The organism is Myxococcus sp. AB025B (assembly GCF_006518215.1).
Taxonomy (GTDB): Bacteria; Myxococcota; Myxococcia; order Myxococcales; family Myxococcaceae; genus Myxococcus; species Myxococcus fulvus.
Map to the genome: position 1 here is coordinate 30,510 of NZ_SRLW01000024.1, position 22,529 is coordinate 53,038.

Consider the following 22,529-nt stretch of genomic DNA (forward strand, 5'->3'; position numbering starts at 1 on the left):
GGCCGGGCAGGCTACACGGCTACCCGAGGTCGAGCACGCAAAGGGCCACCGCCCGGAAGGTCTCCCCCTGTGCGAGCACCGCGCCCACATCCACCCGCGCCGGGTCACCCCCGCGCACCTTGGCATCCAGCCGGGCCAGCACGCGCCCCGCCGCGAGCGACGAGGGCACCGCGCGGAAGGCCGCCACGGCCGCTGCGTCGAAGCCGGGGACTTCGCCCGGGCGGGAAAGCTTCACGCCCGCCTCTCCGAGCGCCAGGGCCAGCGCGCACAGATAGCCCAGCTCCACCGCGTCGAAGCACGCGAGCGCGCCCGCGCCCAGCACGAGGGCGTCCGGCGCGGTGAGGTACGCCTCCACCCCGCCGATGGGGTCCACGCCCACCGACAGCGCCCCGGCGCCCAGGGACGTCAGCGCGGGCCGCAGCGCGGCGAACAGGCGCGGGAAGCTCTCGGTCGTCACCGGCAGCAACCGGGCGGGCGGCGCGTGCTGGAAGCCCGAGGGCAAAGGCAGCGGCGACACCGGCACGCGCGTCACCAGCGCCGTGCTGGAGGACAGCGCCGCGCCGAGGCCATCCGCGCGCTCGGCCGCGTCCTGACGTCCGACGAGCCGCAGGGCCTCGGCGTAGAGCGTCCAGCCATCCACGTCCAGCGGGGATGCGCGCAACAGCCCCGGCCACACGCGCGTGGCGAACACGGCGCCCTCCGACACGGGCGACAGCCGCTCACAGGCCAGGCGGAGGACCTCCGGCGACAGGCCCGCGCCGTCGAGGAGGCGCTCGGCGAGCCGGGCCGCGGGCGCCACCAGCTGCGCGTCCAGGTAGCCACGCAGGATGGACTCCAGCATCCCCGGCTCGTCGGTGAGCCGCTCGCGCAGCCGCAGCGCCTCGCCCGTGAGGCCCCGCTCCTCCGCGAGCCTCGCGCGGCGGGCCAGGCGCTCCTCGGTCTCCGGCAGCGCCTCCAACTGGGCGGCGGCCTCGGCCACCTGGCCCAGCATCTCGTACGCGTCCGCCCAGCGCTCGCGGTGCTGCGTCGCGGCGGCGGGCCCTTCCGTGGCCACCAGGCGCTCGGCGAGGGACACGAAGACGGCCGGGTCCTCGGCCTCGTCCACCAGCGCGAGCAGGTTGTGCAGCGCCGTCACGCAGGTGGCGTCATCCTCGAGCGCGCGCTCGAAGGCCGCGCGGGCCTCGTCGGTCCGCTCCAGCGGGCTGAGCAACAGCTCGCCCTGCTCCAGGTGCAGGGTGGCGCGTGCGCGCGCGTCCTCCTCCACCTCGATGAGCTGGCCCAGCGTGCGCGCGGCGGCGTCGAAGCGCCCCAGGCTGAACTCCAGCATGTGGCGCTCGAGCAGCAGCGACTTGCGGCGGGACGTCCAGCCCTCCGCCGCCATGGCGAGCGCTTCCACACGCGACGCGTCCGGCAGCGCGCGCACCCGGTTCAGCACCGCCTCCGAGAGCACCTCCGGGTGCTTCTCCAGGCCGGGCAACAGCAGCGTGAGCCGGGCCGCGAAGCCCGCGTCGCTCGACAGCTCGTCCAGGGCGCGCAGGCGCTGAAGCTCGGGCGCGTCCGGGTCGCGCAGCACCTCGTCGCGCAGGGCCACGGCGAAGGCCGCGTCCCTGGACCCGGACAGGGCCGCCAGCTCCAGCAGCCCCTCCGCGTCGTGCTCCGCGCGCAGCCCGTCCGCGAGCGCGGAGGCGTGGGCGGGGTCCGCGTCCGCCTGCGCGACCAGGGCCCACAGCGCCTCGCGCGTGCGGGCCGCGTCGCCGGCCTGCGCGGCCATGGCCAGCGCGTCCGTCAGCTCGCCGGCCAGCATCGCGGGCGCGAAGCCGACCTCGAGCGCGCGGGCGAAGGCGCCCAGCCGGCCGAAGCGCTCGGCCAGCTCCGACGGCGCGAGCATGTCCGGCGCCTCGGTGGCGATGCGCTCGATGACCTCCAACGCCTCGCCGTGCTCGCCCGCCTTCTCCCAGAGGTCCGCGGCCTCCAGCAGCAGCGGCGGACGCTCGTCCGGAGACGCGAGCCGGGCCGCCTGCAGCAGCGCCGTCGCGGCCTTGGGCGCCTCGCCCGAGGCCCGGTACAGGTGGGCGACCCGCAGCGTCGCGTCCACGTCCGGCTCGACGGCCGCCGCGGCCCTGGCCGCCTTCAGCGCGTCCGGCAGCCGCCCCGCGCTCTCGAAGGCTCGGGCCGCCGCGAGCATCAGCGAGCGACGCTCGCGTCCCGACGTCAGCTCGGCGCGGGCCACCTGGACCTCGGCCCGGCGCGAGGGCACGTCCGTCAGCAGCTTCTCCAGCTCCTCCAGCGCGACGGCGTAGCCCGCGCCCGAGGCGCCGCGCCCCACCACCGCCTCCAGCGCCTCGCGGGCCGTGGACGTCTCGCCCTCGGCCTCCAGCAGCGCGGCCAGCTCCAGCCGCAGCAGGGCCGCCTCGTCCGCGTCCTCCAGGCGCGGCACCAGCCGCTCCAGGGCCTGACGCAGCCGGGCCGTCTCGCGACGCTCGCGCAGGCCCGTCACCAGGGCGCGCAGCGCGGTGACGTCCTCGGGCGCGGCCTCGGCGGCGCGCTGGGTGAGCTCCCACGCCGCGTCCGCGTCCGCGAGCGACTCGGCGGCCACGGTGGCGGCGGCCAGGAGCAGCTCGGCGGCGCGGGCGCCTCCCGCGGCCTCGGCGCCGGACTCGTACACCGCCAAGAGGTCGCCGTGGCGGCCCATCGCGCGCAGGCCCGCGACGGCCCGGTCGATGACGGAGGCGTCCGCGGGACGCAGCCGCGCCAGGGGCAGCAGCGCGTCGATGGCCTCCCTCGGGTCCTCGAACAGGTCCGCCGCGCGGCGGTACAGCACCTCCGCCGTCGCCGTGTCCTCCGCGCGCCGGGCCAGCTGCAGCGAGGCGCGGTACAGGCCCGGCGCGTTGCCCGTGCGCGAGTGCACCTCCGCCAGCAGCGACAGCGCCTCGCGGCCGCGCTCGCCGTCGGGCTCCAGCGACACCACCGACTCGAAGGCATCCGCCGCGTCGTGGTACGCGTTCGCGCCCAGCGACGCGTGGCCCAGCCGCAGCCAGGTCCGCGCGCGCACCGGCACCGGCAGCGCGTCTCCACCCGCGTCCAGGAGCCGCCGGTCATACGGCCGCGCGGCGGCGGGGCCACCACTGCGAGCCGCCAGCTCCGCGCGGGCGGACAGCGCTTCCACATCGTCGCCCGCGCTCGCCAGGTACACGTCGAAGGCCTCGGCGGCCAGCAGCGCCTCTCCCGCGTCCAGCAGGCGCGTGGCGCGCTCACGCAGGAGGGGCAGCGACTGCTCGCGAGGCAGGGCTCGCGCGCGCTGGGCGAGCAGCTCCGACAACCGGCGCACGTCCGTGGCCGCGCGCTCGCGCACCTGCTCGAAGGCCTCGACGCTCGCGGGGTCCAGCTCGAAGGCGCGGTCCTCGCACAGGAGCGCGCGCTCGCGGGCGCCTCCCGCGCGGAAGGCCCGGGCCGCCGCCAGGTAGCTGGCCGCGGCGTCCACGTCGGACTGACGCTGGGCGCGCCGCAACATCAGCTCCGCGAGCGACTGGTGGTCCTCGGACTCCTCCAGGAAGGCGCGGTGCCGGGTGAAGACGGGCTCGCGGAACGGGTCGGCCTCCAGCAGCACCGCGTCGAACTCGGCGGCGTCCGCGTGCCGCTTCACCTCGTGCAACAGCTCCGCGGCCTGCGCGGTGAGGTCCAGGTCGTCCGGGCGCGCCGCGCGCGCGGCGATGAAGGCCGCGGCGGCCGCGTCGGGGCGCCCCGCCCTGTCGCGGTAAAGCACGGCGGCGCGCAGGAGCAGCTCGGCGCGGCGCTCCGCGTCCGGCTCGCCCTCGGCGCACTCCTCGTACCAGGCGGCCAGCTCCGCCATGCGGCCGTCGCGCTCCAGCAGCCGGGCCAGCAGCGCCTCGGCCTCCTCGAGCGAGCGGTCCTCGCGCAGCGCCTCGCGCAGGAAGCGCTCCGCCTCCTCCGCGTCCGCGAGCACGCCCAGGTGCAGCTTCGCCAGCCGCAGCCGCAGTGCCGCGGCCTGCCTGGCGTCGTCCAGCAGCGGCAGCGCGCGCTCCAGCCACAGGGCCTCGGCCTCGGCGTCGTCGCGGCGCTCGGCCAGCGCGGCGCCCAGGCGGGCGGTGCCCAGGTCCTCCGCCAGCGAGAAGGCCCGGTCCAGCGCGCCCTCCGCGGCCGCGAGGTCCAGCTTCACGTCGCGCAAGAGCTCCGCGCGGCGGCGCTCGGACACGGCGGCCTCGGCGGGACGGCCACGCGACTCCAGCAGGTCGCGTGCATCCGCGAGCGCGCGCAGCGCGTCGTCCGCGCGGCCGGTGGACTCGGCGAGCCGGGCCTCTTCGTCGTAGGCCGCGAGCGTCGCGGACACGTCGCCCACCTGGAGGCTGAGCGCGGCCACCTGACGCAGCTCCGTGAGCAGCTCCAGCGAGCGCCCCGTCTCGCGGTACAGCGCGGCGAGCCGCAGTCGCAGGGGCAGCGGCGTCTGGGCCATCTGCGCCGCGTGCGACAAGAGCGACGCCGCGACGCCCGCGTCCGCGAGCGACGCGCGCGCCTTGTCCGCCAGCACCACGAGCCGCCGCACCGTGTCCTCGGACGGTGCCAGCGAGCGCGCGTGGGTGACGAGCACCTCGAAGGCGCCGCGCGGGTCGTCCTTCTCCAGGAGCGCGGAGAGCCGCTGCACCGCGGCCTCGCACAGGGGCCGCTCGGCGAGCAGCTTCCGGTACGCGCCCACCGCGCGCTTCGTCTCGCCCGCGCTCTCCGCCAGCTCGCCCAGCCGCAGCCAGGTGGCCTCGGCGGATTCGACGTCGCCCGAGAAGTCCACCGCCAGGGCCAGCGTCTCCTGGAGCGGCAGCGCCTCCACCACCGCGCCGCGCAGGTAGAGCAGCTCCGCCAGCGAGGCCAGCTCCGCGCCGCGCGCGGGCACCAGGGCGTGCGCCTTGCGCGACAGCTTCAGCGCGCGCTCCAGGTCCTCCGCGTCGCGCGCGTAGGCGGCGCCCTCGCGCAGCAGCGTGGCGGCCTCCGTCGCGCTCGCGCTCTCGGCGGCGGTCTCCAGCAGCGCCGCGGCCTCGCGCAGCTCGCCCCGGCCCGCGACCAGGGACACCAGCTGGCGCCGCGCGTTCGCGTCGTCCGGGGTCAGCCGCAGCGCGTGGCGCAGCGCCGCCTCGGCGGGGCCCGGCTGGTCCAGGCGCTCCAGGTAGAGCGACGCCAGCTCCGAGTACATCGTCGCGGCCTCGCCCGACCCCGCGTGGGGCGCCTCGGCCGCGAGCACCTCGGCCAGCGCGGCCCAGTCTCCCAGGGTCCGCAGCACGCGCAGCAGCGACGCCGTGGCGCCCGCGTGTCGGGGCGCCAGCGCCAGCGCCGCCCGCAGGCTCTCGCGCGCGTCGGCCAGCGCTCCGCGCGACTCGAGCAGCGCGGCGCGGGCCAGGTGCGCCTCGACGCGGCGGGGCGTGGGGCCCTGCCTCGCGGCCTCGGCCAGCGCGCTGGCCTCCTCGTCCGGACGCTCGTCACGGCGGGCCAGGTCGGCCAGGGTGAGCCAGGCGTCGCAGCGCTCCGCCTCCGAGGGCGACAGGGCGACGGCGGCGAGCAGCGCCTCGCGCGCCAGCGGCCGGACGTCCTTCTCCGCCAGCGTCGTCCCCAGGGCGAGCAGTCGCTCGCGGGCGCGCGCGCCGAGCTGGGCATCGGCGACCACCGCGCGACGCCACACCTCCAGCTCACCCGCCTCGTCCTCGGACTCACGCGCCAGCTCCGCCAGCGCCAGCAGCAGCGGCGCGGGGCGGCGAGACAGCGTGGCGGCCTCGGAGAAGTCCTCGCGCGCGGCGGACACCCGGTGGGCCGCGCGGTGAAGCACGGCGCGGCGCGCGAGCAGCTCCGCGCGCTCCTCCCCCGACGACGAGGTCACCAGGGCGCCCAACAGCTCCAGACGCTCGGCCTCCTCCTCCACGGAGCCCGTGCCCGGCGGGGGCAGCAAGTCGAGCAGCGCCTGCGCCGCCCACGTGTCGTGCGGCTCCTCGAGGCGCAGGCTGCGCAGCGAGTCCATCGCCGCGCCCGCGCGCCCCAGCGACAGCGACAGCTCCGCCAGCTCGCGACGGGCCGCGCGGCGAGGCTCGCCGGACAGGCGCGGCCACAGCTCCACCAGCAGGTCCGCCAGCGCCTCGCGGGCGCCCGCCTTGCGGTGCAGGTTGGCCAGCTCCACGCGCGCGTCCAGGTCCTCCGGCGCGCGGATGCAGTACTCGGCCAACAGGCGGCGCGCGGAGTCGGTGCGGCCCGCGCGCACGGCGGCGCCCGCGGCCTTGCGCGTGAGGGACACGCGCTCCGCCTCGCGAGGCGCGTCGGCGTCCACGGGAGGCAGCGCCAGCACCGCCTCGAAGTCGTCCAGCGCGGCCCGCGCATCGGTGGGTAGCTTCAGCTCACCCCGGCGCTGCCGCGCGGGAGCGAAGGACGCGTCGCGCTCGAGCGCCTCGGCGAGGAACGCCTCCTCGCGGCTGGTGCCCGCCGCCAGGAGCGACGCGCGGAACAAGAGCCGCGCGCCCGCGCGGTCCTCGGGCACCAGCACGGCGCGGCGCGCGTACAGGCGCGCGGCCTCCAGCTTCTCGCCCCGCTCCAGCTCCAGCTCGGCCAGGGACTCCAGCACCTCGGCCGCCAGCGGGCCCTCGGGGCTCGCCTCCAGCGCGGCGGACAGGCGCAGCAGCGCGGCGGACTTCTCGCCCCGCTCCAGCAGCGCGCGGGCGCTCTGCAGGAACAGCGGCGCGGCCTCCTCGGCGCGCTCGGCGCCCATCAGGGCCTGCGCGCGGCCCGCCCACAGCTCGGCCAGCGCCTGCGTCTCGCCGGCCTCCGTGTAGAGGGCCTCCAGCCGCGCGGCCAGCGCGTCGTCCAGCCGGCGCAAGGGCAGCGCCTGTGCGTACGCGGCGATGGCGCCCTCGCGGTCGCCGAGCATCTCGCACGCGCGTCCCAGTCGGGCCCGCACGTCCGCCAGCTTCTCCGGCGCCGCCGTGCGAGGCAGCGTGGACAAGAGCGACTCCAGCGCGCGCCGCGCATGCTCGGGGCGGTCGCAGCGCAGGGACAGGTCCGCCAGGTCCAGCAGCACCGCGGAGTCGGGCGCGAGCCGCGCCGCCTTCTCCAGCGCCACCAGCGCATCGCCCACGCGCCCCAGCCGGGCCTCCAGCACCCCGGCCAGCTCGCGCAGCGCGGCCGCCGCCAGGCGCTTGTCGCCCTGTGCCTCGGCCACCCGCGCGCGCTCCTCCAGCGCCACGGCCAGCCCGGCCATGTCCGCGCGCTTGCGCTGCAGGGCGCACAGCTCCCCCAGCGCCGGCAGGTCATCCGGCTCCGCGCGGAGCACCTCCTGCAGCGAGTGCACCGCCAGGTCCAGGTCGAACGCCAGGTCGCGCGCGGCCACCGCGAGGCGCCGGTACTTCTGCGCGCGCTCCTTCACGTCGGTGGACAGCCGCGCCAGCGCGGACAGGCACCGCGTGAGCAGCGGACCGTCGCGGCGCGCCTCGGCCAGCGCCAGCAGCGACTCCAGCGACGGCCGGTGGTCGGCGTCCGCCTCCAGCGCGAGCAGCAGCAGTCGCTCCGCCTTCTCCGGCTGCTGCAGCCGCCCGCGGTACAGCTCGCCCGCCTCGGCCCAGGACGCGGCGCGCTTGGAGGGCTCGTCCTGGAGCGCGGCGGACTTCTCCAGCGCGTCGGCCAGCTCCAGCGACTTGCCGGTGATGCGGAAGTACGGAATCAGCTCCTCGAGCGCCAGCGCGTCGCGAGGGTCCAGCGCGAGCGCGGACTCCAGGTGCTCGCGCGAGCGCGCCGGGTCTCCCAGCCGCGAGCGGTACAGCCTGGCCAGCGCGTGGTGGCTGGCATGCGCCGCGTGGCGGATGCCCTCCGAGCGCGGCGCCGGCCCCGCCAGCTCCAGCGCCTGCTGATAGCCCGCGAGCGCCTCCTGCAGCCGGCCCAGCCCCTCCGCCACGCGCGCGGCGGCGAACAGCGGCTCGGGCTCGCCGGGCAGCAGCGACACCGCCTCGCGGTAGCGCAGCAGCGCGTTCTCCGGCTGCTTCAAGCCCTCTTCCCACACGCGGCCGGCCATCAGGTCGGCGTGGCCCACCCGGTCCAGCTCGTGCCGGGCCATGGACACCTCGCGCAGGCGGTCCAACGCCTTCAGCGCGCGCAGGTGCTCGCCGCCGCGGTGACACAGCTCACCGAGCAGCAGCAGCGCATCGGCCTGGTCCGGCGCCAGTCGCAGAGCGGCCTCGCAGTGCAGGCGCGCGCCGGCGATGTCGTCCTCCGTCTGCGCGCACAGCCGGGCCAGGTGCACGTGCGCGTCCGCGGCCTCGTGCGGGTCGCGAGCGAGCGCCGCCAGCCGGCGATAGGCCCGCACCGCGCCGGCCCTGTCGCGCGCCTGGTCCGACGCGCGCGCCAGCGCCTTGAGCGACGGCAGGTGGTCCGGCTTGAGCCCCAGCAGCTCGTGCAGCGCCTTCACCGCGACCTGGGGCGCGGTGTCGCGAGAGCAGCGCGCGGCGGCCTCGGCGGAGAAGAAGGCCGCGGCCTCCTCGGACGTGCGCCGGGCCAGCGCGCACAGCGCCAGATAGCGCTCGGCCGCGCGAGCCCCCTCGCCCCGGCGCTCGCGCACCACCGCCTCGCCCCACAGCGCCGCGGGGCTCCGGTCCCGCCTGCGCTGGAGCGTGGCCGCCACGTCCAGGGCCAGCTCGTGCGCCTGGGGGTCCGCGACCAGGAGCGACAACAGCCGCTCCGCCGCGAACGGGTGCGCGTCCTGCGCGTCCCCGGCCTGCAGATACACCTGTCGCGCCTCGGCCAGACGGCCCTGGGCGACCAGCCCCTCCGCGTCCGCGAACGCCCGCGCACCCTCGAGCGTGAGCAGCAGCTCCTCGTCCGGCGCGGACGGAGGCGGCAGGCCCCCCGCCGCGAAGCGCAGCCGCAGGCCCGTGCTCGACACCTCGGCGGCCGACAGGCGCGCGGTGTCCAGCGACGGCATCTTGTAGCCACGGCTCACCGCCGCGAGCTGACACAGCGCGGGCAGCACGCGCGTGGAGAACCCCGAGGCCCCGCGCACCTCCACGTCGGGCACCAGCGCCAGCGCACCCACCGCCGCGGACAACAGCCCCGGCACCTGCACCGACGGCGTCGACGAGAAGCCGTACAGCCGCACGTCGTACAGGTAGACGGCGAGCTTCTCGCCATCCGCGTCGAAGGCGACCTTGAACGTGAACGGCGTGCGCTCCGGCGCGGGCAGCCGCCCCTGGCCCTCCAGGTAGCCGGGACGGAAGTGCAGCCGCAGCTCCTCGATGCCCGCCAGCTTCCCGGCCAGCTCCGCCACCCGCCGCGTGACGAGGTCCGCGTCGACGCTCAGCTCCAGGAAGCCGAAGCTCAGCTTCTTGCGCTGATAACGCGTGGCCCCGGCGCTGACGTTGAAGGGGAAGCTGACGTCCGGAATCTGGAGGGCGAAGTCGGAGATGCGCAGCCCGGGCGTGACTTCGAGCGCGGGGAAGCCCACGAAGGCCCTGCGGTCCAGCAGGCGCAGCTCGGGTGCTGCGGCGCGCGCGTCGGGCGCCGCGGTGGGCTTGGGGGAGTCGCTCTCGTTGGCCATCGCGGGAGCCTGGACGCTACCACGGTGCCCAAGCCCCCGAAATTTATGGCAATCCCCCGCCCGGGGGGCAGCCGGAGGGGCAGAGCGGCCCCAGGGCCGCCCCCGTGCGGTTCGTCATGCGCGCGAACGCGAAGTCGGACAAGATGCGCCCGGCGTGCTGGCTCCCGACTCTCTCGTCCTCGACGGTCGCTTCCGAGTCCTCCGTCCGTTGGGCTCGGGCGGCATGGGGGAAGTGTACCTGGGTGAACAGGTCTCCTTGGGCCGCAAGGTGGCCATCAAGGTCCTGCACCACGACCTCAACGCCCAGCCCGGCATGGCCGAGCGCTTCAAGCGCGAAGCCCGCCTCCTCTCCGCCGTCGAGCACCCCGCCGTCGTCCACATCGTCGACTTCGGCGAGTCGGGGGATCACGCCTGCCTGGTGATGGAGTTCGTGGAGGGCGAGAGCCTCTACGACGTGCTCACCCGGGGGCCCATGCCGCCGGGGCGCGCGCTGCCGCTGCTCCACCAGCTCGCGGAGGGCCTGGCCGCCATCCACGACAAGGGCATCATCCACCGCGACCTGAAGCCGGAGAACGTCTTCATCTCCCCCGGCGCGCGCGGTGAGCAGGCGCGGCTGCTCGACTTCGGCATCGCGCGACTCGTGGAGCCGGACGCGCAGAGCAACGTCAGCCAGGTGGGCGTGGTGCTCGGCACCCCCGAGTACCTGTCGCCGGAGCAGGCGGTGGGCGCGAAGGTGGACACGCGCAGCGACCTGTACACCTTCGGCGTGCTCATCTACCGCGTGCTCTCCGGGCGCCTGCCGTTCGACGGGCCCCAGGCGCGTCACTTCCTCGCGCAGCACGCCTCGCACGCGCCGCTGCCATTGGACCGGGCGGCTCCGTCGCTGTCGCGCTACATCGGCCTGCTGTCGCTGGTGATGAAGCTCTTGGAGAAGAACCCGGCCAGGCGCACGCAGAGCGCGCACGAGCTGGCGGACGCGCTCGCCGCGGCCCACGCCTCGCTCTCCGCGCTGACACCGGGGCTGGGCACGCCCGCCTACGCCGGGATGCCCGCCACCGTCACCTCGCCCTCGGGCACGTCCGTCTTCGGCACCGGCGAGACGCCCGCGGCCGCCGCGCCCGGCCCCACCGGCACCTCCGTCTTCGGGGGCGCGGACGCCCCGGTGCCCGCCACGTCCCAGCGCATCAGCCAGGGCACGGCCGCGTACGGCGCGGTGGCCACCTCGGGCGCGCACAGCCTTCCGCCGGGCATGGTGCGCACGGGCACGGCGGCCTTCGGCACCCGGCCGTCGGGCGCGAGCCCGTCCCTGTCCGGCAGCAACTCGGTGGTGAAGCCGCAGAACCTGACGGTGATGCTCACCGACATCCAGGGCTTCACCGAGCGCACCAGCCGGCAGACGCACGAAGAGAACGCGCGGATGCTGGAGACGCACGACCGCCTGCTGATTCCGCTGGTGAAGGAGCACGAGGGGCGGCTGGTGCAGAAGCGCGGGGACGCGCTCCTGGTGGTGTTCCGCTCGCCCACCGCGGCGGTGCTGTGCGGCATGGCGATGCAGGACAAGCTGTGGCGCCACAACCAGTCGCTGCCCGACGGGGAGCGGCTGAACGTGCGCGTGTGTCTGCACGCGGGCGAGGTGCTGCTCACCGCCGACACCGTGCTGGGCGAGCCCATGGAGGTGGTGGAGACGGTGGAGCACGTCGCCGCCGCGGGCGAGGTCACCTTCACGGAGGCGGTGAACCTGGCGCGCAACCGCGCCGAGGCGGAGGTGGAGCCGTGTGGCTCCATCACCCTGCCCGGCCGCGAGGAGCAGTTGCAGCTCTACCGCTGCCTGCGCATGGCCGAGGGCCCGCCCTTCGGTGGCCGCTTCGAGAAGCAGAGCGCGCTCGCGGTGCACCTCGCGCCGGCGCTGCGCAGGACGGGCGTGGCCTGGGCCTCGATGACCCAGCGGACCCGTGAGCGCCTCCAGCGCGTGCGCGACTTCTCGCCGCGACAGTCGCTGCGGGGGGTGGGTCCGTGGCTGCGCGAGGAGCTGACGCCCGCGAAGTTGAAGGCGCGCGCCCAAGCCACCGTGGCGCTGGCGCGAGCGAAGCCGAAGCACGCGGGCGCGCTGGCGGGGGTGCTCCTGCTGCTCGTCGCCGCGTGGGTGTGGCATTTGAATCGCCCCGCGGTGAAGGCCCTGTCGCTGTTGGAGGACGGCAGGACGGAGGAGGCGCTCGCGCTGCTGAACGCGACGTCGAACGAGGAGCAGAAGCAGGCCTCGGTGCGACGCGCGCTCGCGGCGACGCACCACGCGCTGGGCAATCACGACAAGGAGCGGGTGCTGCTCGCCACGTTGGACGACGAGGGTCGCGCCGGCGTGGAGGACTCGATTCTGGACGGGCTCGCGGAGGACTACGGCCGCAAGGACTCCGACGACCTGCGCAAGCTCTTGAGCAACATCCCCCGGGAGCGGGTGCGTCCGTACTTCATCGACCTGGTGGAGAGCGACTTCTCGCTCAAGCAGTGGGGCGCGGTGCGCTACCTGGACGCCGCGAAGGAGACGGACGGGTTCGACCTGGTCGAGGGCTACGCCAAGGCGCTGGAGGCCAAGGAGTGTGAGCTGCGCCGGCTCGCCGCGCGGAGACTGGGCGTGCTGGGCAACATGGACGCCGTCCCCGCCCTCGTCCGCCTCGCGGAGCTGGAGGTCGGCAAGAGCGGAGACTGCGGTCAGGCCGAGGCGAACCGAGCCCTGCAGCGGCTGAACAAGAAGGGCGGCTGAAGGGCCGGGAATCCCGTCCCGGGCCCGACGGAGCGCGCGTCAGTCGTCGCGGTGGGCGTGCCCCTTCTTCTTGCCCTTGCCGCGACCGTGGCCGTGACGGTGGTCATCGTCATCCCAGTCGTCGTCCCTGTCCCGGCGTGCCTTCACCTTCTCGTCCACCTTGAGCAGGTTGCGGGAGAAGGCGTCGTATTCGAGGTGCAGGTGGCCCCGGGCCCCCGGCGCCGAGGCCTCGAACTTCACCTTCCAGACATCGCGTCCGGTGCGGTGCGCCTCCTTGAGGCGGCAGTCATAGCGGCGCGAGCGACACTCCCCGAAGCCCCGGTCCACGGCCTCCTTGTAGGACATGGAGGACGGACGTGGAGGAGGCCGCGAGGGCCCGGGACGCGGCTCGGAGCGCGAGTGCACGACACAGCCCGAGGCGAGCAACAGACCACCGACAAGCAGGGCGATTCTCATGCCCGACATGACGCAACAACCTCGCGAAGCTTCAAAGCCACGCGGGGTGCGGGATGTCGACTGGAAATCTACAGCCCCTCGGGAGACGCGTAGGAGTTGGTCCAACTAATATTCCACGACCACAGGTCGACGATGGGCTTCCTCGGACGGGAGCCAGCGCGAGGGCTCCGCATGCCGCCACGATGGGCGCTTCCTCTACTGCTCGTGATGCTGGCCGGATGCAGCGGCACCACGAAGTCCGTGCGCCTGCACACGGGCCGCGGCGAGCCCACCATCCTCACCCCTACCAGCGGCGATGGCGCGCCAGTGGAGTTGGACGAGGACGACTTCGCTGAAGCCGTGGAAGCGCTGGCCCAGAGCGTGCGGCCATCCCCCCATCCCCAGGATGCAGCCCGGCGGTTGTTCGAGGTGGATTCGCGCAGCGGTGCGTACCTGTACGAGCCACGCGTTCATCGTGTCATCCCGCTGGGACCGGGCGCCCACCTGGAGGGCGAACCACCCACGACCGAGGTGGAACTGACGCGTGCCTACCTGCGCTGGTGCGAACGCTCGAACAAGCCCGGCGATTGTCTGCGCATCCTGGTGGAGACCTCCACTGTCACCGGCGATGGCCGTTACGCCCTGGCCATGGCCTTGGCACAGGGCGTCGTGTGGGAAGAGATGATGGATGCCTTCAAGGGCATGGCCGACCCGCAGGCCATGATGGCGGCGGTTCTCTGGACGTGGACCACGTACTGCATCCTGCTCGCGGTGCCCGAGCCTCTCTCGAAGGGCGTGGCCGCGGTGATGACCGCCTCGCTCATCGCCTATGTCGGGGTCGATACCTTCTGGAGCCTCATCGTGGGCTTCAAGCGATTGGTGGAGGAGGCAGAGCAGGCCACCACGTTCGACGAGCTACGCGAGGCGGGAGAGCGCTACGGCCAGGTCATGGGCCGCAACGCGGCGCGAGCGTTCGCCATGCTGGCCACCGCCGCCATTGGAAACACGGCGGCGGGCCTGGGGGCGAAGGTGCCAAAGTTTCCCGGCGCCTCGCAGGCGGCGGTGCAGGCCGAAGCCCAGATGGGCATCAGGCTCGCGGCGGTCGCGGACGTCGGCACGGTGGCGGTGAGTGCGGAGACCGTCACCATCGCCCTCGCGCCCAACGCGGTGGCCATGGCGGCCGGCGGCAAGGGAGGCGGAGCCTCCGCGAAGACGCGTCCTGCGGGCTACAAGGCCTGGGGCTCGTTCAGCGGATTCAAGAAGGCAATGGGCCCGGCGGGCCAGGACAAGCAGTGGCACCACATCGTCGAGCAGACCCCGGGCAACGTGACGCGCTTCGGCCCCCAGTCCCTCCACAACACCGAGAACATCATTCCCTTGGACAAGGACCTGCACACGGAGGTCAGCGCCCTGTACTCATCGATTCGCCATCCCATCACGCAGTCGTATACACAGACCGTGAGGCAGTGGCTGAGCACGCAGTCGTATGAGGCGCAGCGCAAGTTCGGGCTGCTGGCCATCGAGAACGTGAGCAAGGGGCTCTGGTGATGACACTGGAGGAACTGGTCGAGCGAATCGCGAAGAACGTCGCGGCCCAGACCGATGCCATCCGGCGAGGAGATGCCAGGACGGGCAACCGCCACGCCAAGCAGTACATCGCGGCGCTTCAGCAACTCCGAGCCCAGGGGAACGCAGGTCGAGAAGCCCTCACAGTCCTGCTGACGCATCCCCGCACGGACGTTCGCGCCATGGCGGCGGGCTTCCTGCTCCGCTACCGGACAGAAGAAGCCAAGGCCGTGTTGGAGGCGGCGGCGAAGGAAGGCGGCGTCGGTGCCCTCGACGCCATCATGACCCTGAAACACTGGGAGAACGGGACCTGGGCGCTGGACCCGGAGTAGCCTCCACCGGAAATCTACAGCCCCTCGGGAGACGCGTAGGAGACGAAGAGCTCCCCCGTGACATAGGCGCGAGAGCCCTTGCTCGCCGGGCGCAGGAAGTCGTTCACCACGGGGCCGCCCTGGGAGAGCTGGTGCTTGTCCGGATGGGCCAGGTTCATGCGGCTGCGGGCCACGCCCTTGCTGCCTCGGTGGATGAAGGTGACGGTGCCGTCTTCTCCAATCGCCTCCACCACGCCGATGTGGGTCATCCCATCATTGCGGCGACCATCGCGGTTGCGGTCATACGTCTCGCGGAAGAAGACGAGGTCGCCCGGACGCGGCGCGTGCTGATGCAGCCGGCCGCCCTGCGTCGCGCGGCGGAAGATGGCCGAGACGGCGTTCTCCCCGGCGAGGAAGCCGTGCGCCACCAAATCAATGCCCGCGGAGAGATACGCCAGCCGCACGAAGCCCGAGCAGTCGTTCGGCATCCCCCGGCTCACGCGCCCCAGGTTGCGCTCACCGACGAGCTGCATCGAGCGCGACACGATGAGCCGCGCCAGCTGCATCGGCGTGCGGTACGCCTCCCAGAACCCCGCGGAGTCCGTGGCCGGACTCGTGACGAGCGCGACCGCCTCCAGCGCGGCGGAGATGACCCCCGTCACCAGCGGCCGGGCCTTCTCCTCGGACATCACGGTGGCGACGACGGCCGGCGCACGCTCGCCGCGAGGTGCCTCCGCGACCACCGGTGCCACCGTCTCGCTCGCGGACGCAGCCTCGGGGGCCACGGCAGGAGGCGTGTCGGACGCGGGCACCTGGGTGCCCTCCCCGGTGGACTCCGGCACTGAAGAAGGCACCACCTCCGGAGACGTCCCGACGTCGCGGGACTTCACGGTGGCGCAGCCGATGAGGGCACACAGCGGAACGATGGCGAGCAGGCGAGGACTGGACAACCGACGACCCTCCAACAAAGGCGGCCGCATTCCATCCCACAGGTGGGGCCTGTCGCCAAGAACTCGAAGTGTCAGCCCTCCCAGGTGGACAGCAGTGCGCGGACCCGCGTGTACCTCTGGAGGAGTGCGGCACGGTGGGCGCTGAGCATCACCATGGAGCCGATGACGAACAGGCCCATGATGAACAGCGAGGCGGCCGCGACGCGGTGGTCCCTCATGCCGAAGCGCACCAGGTTCGCCGCCACACACGTCACCAGGAACGCGGTGCCCAGGTACACGTAGGAGCGGATGCGCAACGCGATGCCGAAGCCCACGCCCACCACGCAGAGGAACACACACAGGAGCATCGCCCCGCCGTCGTCGAACATCAGCGGCTTCCATGCACCCGCCACGTAGATGACGGTGACGGCCACCGCGCGCAGCCGTGCGTAGGTGTCCTGCTCGATGACGCCCCGGAACACGCGCAGCAGCGCGAGCAGCGAGAGGCCCGCGGGGATGACGTAGAACTGCGGCTCGCCGTGCCCCGTGCCCTGCCACACCAGGAAGAGCGCGACGTTGAAGGCCACCACCGACGCGAGCGAGGCCGAGCCCCTGCGCGTCGGATGCGAGGCCAGGGCCGCGAAGTGCGCCGCATGTCCCACCAGCAGCGCGGCCACCTGGAGCGGCTCTCCCCACGGCGCGGAGAGCAGACCCGCCATCGGGAACAGGTACGCGCCCCACAAGGCGGGCCTCCGGAAGACCGTGAGCCCCGAGCCCTCACGCTGCACGAAGAAGTACAGGCCCGTGAAGAGCGCGCCGCCCACCAGCGCCGCCAGGCTGTCACCGGAGTTCGGAGACGCTCCCATCCCGAGCAGGCGCATGGACAGGTACCCCAGCGCGAGCACCGCCTGGGCCAGGAACGCGGCGGGCTCGTCCTCTTCCCTGGAGGCATGGCGCACCAGCGCGAAGAGCAGCACCGCCAGCGCGCCACACGCGACCAGCGCCTCGCGCAGCGCATCCCCCTGCGGCCCCAGCAACCCCAGGCCGAACATCACCTCCATCAGCGCCACGACGGTGAAGCCCAGCCCCACGCCCCGGCGCACCTCCCGGCCCGCCACGAACAGCGCGAGCGCGGCGAGCAGCCCACTGAGCGCACCGAGGTACGGGAGGATGAACTCCGAGCCACGCCCCGTGGAGTACACCGCGCCCAGGTGCATCATCACGCCGTGCGCGGCCACGAGCGACGCCAGCCAGCCCACCGCCTCGCGCTCACTCCGGCGCCACACCACCGCCCACGCCGCCCCCAGACCGAACACGAAGCACAGCGGCGTCCCGATGTGCCGCAGGTCGCGCAGCGCCGACAGCGACAACAGCGCCAGCACCCAACCGCCATGGTGCAGGGCCGCGCCCACACGCACACCTCGCGCGTCCAGGAACATGCCCGCCACGCACAGCGCCAGCCCCGCGCCACTGACGACCGCGGGCAGCCACACGAAGGGCACCGCCGCCACCAGCGACAAGCCGAGCAGCGCCGTGGCCACATTCGCCATCCACCGCTCGCGCGTCGCCATCAACACCAGCGACGCCGCCCCGGCCCCCAGCGCCACATGCGGCGCGAGCGCACCAGGCCCCGCGTCCACGAGCCTCGCCAGGAGCAGCAGCCCCAACACGCCCGTGCTCCCCGCCCACAGGGGTTCGCTCCATGTGCCGCCCAGTCCGGGCATCAAGCGCTCCACGGCCTTGTTGAGCGAGCGCTGCGCGCTCCCCGACTGACAGAAGGCGGACAGCACGGCGGCCCCCAGCGCCAGCGCGACGATGGGCAGCCCCGCCTCGGGCCGCCACTCCAGGAAGTGGTGCGTCTGCGTCTGTCCCACGCACGCGAGCGCGAGCCCCAGGAGCGCCGGCACCAACAGCCAACGCAGGGACAGGAGGAACGCGGACGCGGCGACCACACCCGCGAGGCCCGCGAGCCTCGACGGCGACGGGTCCTCCAGCACGGGCAGCGCGGCGATGACCAGCGCGGTGATGACGGAGACCTGACGCAGCTGCGCGTCCGGCGGACTGCGGAAGAAGGCCCAGAGCCTCGGCGCCACGTGGTGCTCGGCCAGCGCGAGCGCCAGCAGGAGGACCGTGACGATGGGCCGCGCCTCGGGAACGGTGATGAGCAGCAGCGCGGCGCCGCACACGCGCAGGAACGGCATGGGCCCGGGCATCAGCGCCAGCGAGGCCGTGAGGAAGTACACCGGCAGCGGCCCCATCCACGACGTCAGCAGCACCATCGGCGTGAGCAGCGCGAGGCTGACCTGCATGCCCAGCGACAGCCGGTTGCGGACCGCCACCTCGTTCGAGCGCAGCAACAGGGTGCTGAAGCCGGGCACGTGCTCCACCGCCCGCGTCACGGCGAGCGACAAGAGCGGCAGCGCGAAGGCCCACGTGGGCGTGTCCCCACCCATCGCCAGGAAGCCCACGAAGGCGAAGGGCACACCGAGGCACGCGAAGAAGGGCTGGCGCGTGGCGCGCGTCCACAACAGCGGCAGCACCATGGCGCCCAGGCCCATCCAGGCGGGGTGCGCATCGTCCCAGCGCACCACCGTGGGGGCCATCACCAGCGCGGAGGCCACCGTCGCCGCCATCGCGAAGCGGCGGCCCCCCGCGCCCACCCGCAGCACCGCGGGGACCTCCTCGAGCACCGCGAGGACGGCGAGCACCGTGGCCAGGCCCAACAGCGCCATGGGCCCCGTGGCGTACAGGCCGATGGCGGCGTACAGCGCGGCCACGCCGACGCTGAGCGCGGCGGGCATGGCCCTCGCGGTGAGCAGCGCGGCGAAGGCCGTGGCGAGGATGAAGGTGTTCTCCTGAGAGGACTTCGCCTCCGCGACCGCGAGGAAGGGGAAGGTCCACGCCACGAGCGCCGCGACGGTGGTGCTCGGGCTGCGCCCCCAGCGCGCCGCGCTCAGTGAAGACCCCAGGGCCCAGAGGATGAACGCCCCCATGGACATCGCCGGCGTCATCAGCCCGCCCCAGGGCGAGAACGAGCGCCCCAGGTCCGGCAGCAGCGCGAAGGCCGCGATGAACACCGCCAGGGGCCGCGCGAGGGGGAGCGTGCGAGACACCACGGCGATGGCTCCGGCCGACAAGAGCATCACCACGCCCAGGCCACTCACGGTGCCGATGATTCCCGCCAGGAACCCGAAGAGCGCGTAGAAGACCGCCACCCCGCTCAGCTGCCGCAGCAGCCGTCCCCGCTCGGCGACGACGGCGAGCGCCAGCGCGACGAAGACCAGCGAGAAGGCCATCGCCGTGACGGACACCTGGAGCGCGAGCTTCGGCACCAGGGCGTCCGCCAGCAGGACGGCGTAGGCCACGACGTACGCGTTGCGCAGGCTCCACGCGATGACGAGCATGCTCGCGCCACACAGCACCGCGCCCGCCATCGGCGTGAAGCCGAAGTCGCTGAGCAGCCCCATCAGGAAGCCGGCCGTGGCCAGCAATCCCCCCACGGGGGCCACCAGTGTCCGCGTGCGCGCGGTGCACACCAGGGACACGCCCGACAGTCCGAGCGCCAGCAAGCCGGCCACCACGGACGCGGCCTCGACCGAGAGGACCTGGATGGCCAGCGGCGGCACCACCAGCATCAGCAGCGCGCCGACGACCTTCAGGTAGAAGCGGTCCACGAGCAGGCCGGTGCCCAGACACACCACCGACATGCCGAGCACGCTCCAGAGGGCCGGGCGCGCGTCGGGACCGGCGATTCCGTGGAAGGAGAAGAGGACGCCGGCCACGGCCGTGCAGCGCAGCAGCACCTCCGCGAAGGCGACGTCGCGCGCCTGCCCGGTGCGCTCACCGCGCCACAGCCGCGACACCGCGAGCACCACGCCCGCGAGCACGAAGGGCAGCGCCGTCAGCGCGCCGTACTGCACGGGCAGCCGCTCCGCGACGGGATAGCCGAGCGAGGCCTTGAGCGTGTCGAGCAGCCGCTTCAGCGGCCCCGGCACCAGCTGGCCGCTGGTGGCATACGAGAAGTAGAGCGCGGCATAGGCGGGATACACCCATGGCAGTCGATGCAGGGCGCCGCTCGCCAGCGACAGCAGCGTCCAGGTGATGACGGCGGCGGTGACGAAGAACGTCGGCGGCGGGGCACCGATGGCGGCGACCAGGCACATCGCCTGGAGGGAGACCACGCCCAGCGACAGCGTGTCCGTCGCGCGCTCGGGGGGCAGGGCACGGAAGCGATGGGCGGAGGCGAGCAGGAACGCCACGAAGGGCGCATAGAGGCCCGCCTCGGGCGGGGTCCCCGCGTGGACGAGCGCCAGGTGCAGGCGCACCGCGTAGGCGAGGAGCAGGTACAGCGGCGCGGCGAGCGCGAAGGCCAGCGCGCTCCCTTCTCGAGAACTCGAAGGGGTGCGCGAGGACAGCAGGAAGAAGAGCACGCACGGCAGGAGGTTGAGCCACAGCGCGGCGCCCCCGAGCCTCGCGGCCAGCGGAGCCAGTCCCATCATCAAGATGCTGGCGACGAGCGAGGCCTGGACGAAGGGACGCGAGGGGGCATCGAAGGCCTCGGCGGGCTTGCGCACGAACCAGGCCGAGACTCCCGCCCAGACCAGCAGCGCCGGAGTGAGCCACCACGGCCCCAGGTTGCCGTCGCCGAACCCGGTGGGCGACAAGGCAATGCCCGCGAGGGGAGCCGCCGCCGAGCCGATGACCCCGAGGATGCGCCCCGGACCGCGCAGGGCCTCGCGCCGCCCGAGGACCGCGCCCATGATGGAGAAGAACGCGGAGGCCCCCGCCGTCGCCAGGAAGATGGCCACCGAGCGACTGACGGAGCTCATCCCGGCCCAACGCTCGAACACGAAGTAGAGCAGGCCCGAGAGGACGAGGAAGGCCCCGACGAACCACATGATGCTTTCGTAGAGGAACGGCTTCCACACGCGATTCCACGACGAGGCCTGCTCGACGAGCCGGGCCGTCGGGCCCCCAGGCTGGGGCGCCTCGAACGACGGCGCGGAGGCGTCCTCGGGGAGCGGATGCGCCTCGGCGCCCGCTCCGGACACGCGAGCATGCGGCGACGGGCGAGGACCTGGACGTCGCGTCGATGCCGCCCTCGCGGCGCGCTCGGCCTCACGCTTCGCCTCGTCTCGCGAAGCAGAGGAAGCACCTTCCGTACGCCACGCCGCCGATGTGCTCGACGCGTGCCCATCATCGGCACGCGACGCGGATTCACCCGAGCTCCACGTGCCGCTCGCATCTCGCGTCACGGAGGCATCCGGACGAGGCACGTGCTCACCCTCGCCCCACGGCAGGCCCGTCTTCGGACGCTCCGAGCCCGGCGTGACCTCGCTCACACCGTGAGCATCGCGCACCACCGAGGCACCACTCGCCACCGACGCGTCCGCGCGAGGAACAGAATCACCCTCGCGCCACGACAGACCCGCCTGCGGATGCTCCGCGGCCACATCAGCGCCAGCCGTGACACCCCTTGCGCCGTGGGCATCCTGAATCACCGAGGCGCCACTCGCCACGGACGCCTCCGCGCCCCAAGCTCCGTCCGCCTCTCGAATCACCGCCTCGCCCGAGCGCTGCGAGGACGCCTCCGCGCCCCACGCTCCGCCCGCCTCCCGAATCACCGCCTCGCCCGAGCGCTGAGAAGACGCCTTCACCGCCTCGCCCGAGCGCTGCGAGGACGCCTCCGCGCCCCACGCTCCGCCCGCCTCCCGAACCACCGAAGCGCCGCTCGCCGCGGAATCTCCCGGGCCCCGCGCGAACGGCTCCGCGGCATCGCGCGTCACGGCCTCGCTCGACCGCCACCCGGCCTCCGCGGCAACCGCCGCCGGTTCCACGGGCAGCACCGTGGCCCCCGCGTGCACCCCATCCACATCGGGAACCACCGCGGGCCACTCACCGGGGCGCGAAGGCGCTCCGCCGCCAGCCGCCGCGGCGCCGCCCTCCGTGCGCGGCGGCTCCACCCGACTCGCCGTCACCGGCGCCGGCGACTCGGCAAGCACGGAGAGGAGGATTCGGGCCTGGCGCTCGTAGCGCTCGGACAGGAAGCGACGGACGTTGGGGGGAACCTCGGTGGCATCCCAGCGCGTCAGCTCGGACAGGAGGAAGTGGACGTGCGCAAGCTCCGCGTCCAGCTCGGAACGAGGCCGCGAGGTCATCGCCGTGCCACAGAGCGCGCACTGGTGGAACTGACCCAGGCGCTCCTGTCGGCAATCAGGGCAGTACATGAAGCTCCCCCTCTACAACGGACATGCCACCCAGAATGCCTGGGATATCCAGCGCGTGGAAAGCCGCCCCCTCATTCCAGGTGCGTCGTCCGGGTGGCACCTGTGCAAGCAGGTGCACAACGGGTGCACGCACTCCGACGTCCTCGTCACGCCTGAAGTCCCCCTGGCCCCACCTCTCATTCCGTGGGAGCGTCCGCGCCCATGAGCAACGACGAGCTGACCCTGCGTCCCATCCGACCCACGGATGATGCCGCCGTGGCGGGCGTCATCCGCGCGGTGATGCCCGAGTTCGGAGCCGATGGCCCCGGCTTCGCCATCCACGACCCCGAGGTCGACACCATGAGCGCCGCCTACGCGCGCCCGCGCCACGCGTACTTCGTGGTGGAGCGCGCGGGCCGCGTCATCGGTGGCGGCGGAATCGCCCCGCTGGAGGGCGGAGACCCGGGCGTGTGCGAGCTGCGCAAGATGTACTTCCTCCCCGAGGCGCGAGGCCTGGGAGCGGGCGAGCGCATGCTGCGCCGCTGTCTCGACTTCGCGCGCGAGGCGGGCTTCCAGCGCTGCTACCTGGAGACGCTCGCCTCCATGACCCAGGCGCAGAAGCTCTACCGCCGCCTCGGCTTCGAGCCGCTCTGCGCGCCCCTGGGGAGCACCGGCCACTTCGGCTGCGACCACTGGTACGCGCTGGACCTCACGAAGCCCGCGAGCTGAAGCGCCCCCGCCCCCCTGCCCTGCCAC

The 22,529-nt window shown here is 73.9% G+C and carries 8 protein-coding genes; 4 read left to right on the forward strand and 4 right to left on the reverse strand.

Features of this window, described 5'->3' with window-relative positions:
* Positions 1-19: 19 nt before the first annotated feature.
* A complete protein-coding gene (locus tag FL311_RS06335) occupies positions 20-9,568 on the reverse strand; it encodes a flagellar hook-length control protein FliK (protein ID WP_141324038.1) in 9,549 nt (3,182 codons plus the stop codon).
* A gap of 223 nt (positions 9,569-9,791) precedes the next feature.
* On the opposite strand from FL311_RS06335, the gene FL311_RS06340 reads away from it, so the two are divergent.
* Entirely contained in the window at positions 9,792-12,326 is a 2,535-nt protein-coding gene (locus FL311_RS06340; RefSeq protein ID WP_255510315.1) for a protein kinase, read from the forward strand.
* Between the two features lie 39 nt (positions 12,327-12,365).
* Here the strand turns inward: FL311_RS06340 and FL311_RS06345 are convergent, their stop codons facing one another.
* Positions 12,366-12,791, reverse strand: a complete 426-nt coding sequence (locus FL311_RS06345) for a hypothetical protein (protein WP_141324040.1) — start codon at positions 12,789-12,791, stop codon at positions 12,366-12,368.
* A gap of 162 nt (positions 12,792-12,953) precedes the next feature.
* On the opposite strand from FL311_RS06345, the gene FL311_RS06350 reads away from it, so the two are divergent.
* Both FL311_RS06350 and FL311_RS06355 read left to right on the forward strand, forming a co-directional pair.
* Positions 12,954-14,309, forward strand: coding sequence for a hypothetical protein (locus FL311_RS06350; RefSeq protein WP_141324041.1), 1,356 nt, complete (start codon positions 12,954-12,956; stop codon positions 14,307-14,309).
* On the forward strand, positions 14,309-14,659 hold the full coding sequence (locus FL311_RS06355; RefSeq protein WP_141324046.1) for a DUF2019 domain-containing protein: 351 nt from the start codon (positions 14,309-14,311) through the stop codon (positions 14,657-14,659). The genes FL311_RS06350 and FL311_RS06355 overlap by 1 nt, the downstream gene beginning before the upstream one ends.
* Positions 14,660-14,673: 14 nt before the next feature.
* Here FL311_RS06355 and FL311_RS06360 read toward each other — a convergent pair whose 3' ends face one another.
* Both FL311_RS06360 and FL311_RS06365 read right to left on the reverse strand, forming a co-directional pair.
* Entirely contained in the window at positions 14,674-15,588 is a 915-nt protein-coding gene (locus FL311_RS06360) for a C40 family peptidase (RefSeq protein ID WP_228556705.1), read from the reverse strand.
* Between the two features lie 71 nt (positions 15,589-15,659).
* Positions 15,660-21,794, reverse strand: coding sequence for a hypothetical protein (locus FL311_RS06365; RefSeq protein ID WP_228556706.1), 6,135 nt, complete (start codon positions 21,792-21,794; stop codon positions 15,660-15,662).
* A gap of 201 nt (positions 21,795-21,995) precedes the next feature.
* Here FL311_RS06365 and FL311_RS06375 point away from each other — a divergent pair, with 201 nt between their 5' ends.
* A complete protein-coding gene (locus FL311_RS06375) occupies positions 21,996-22,502 on the forward strand; it encodes a GNAT family N-acetyltransferase (RefSeq protein WP_141324043.1) in 507 nt (168 codons plus the stop codon).
* Positions 22,503-22,529: the final 27 nt, after the last annotated feature.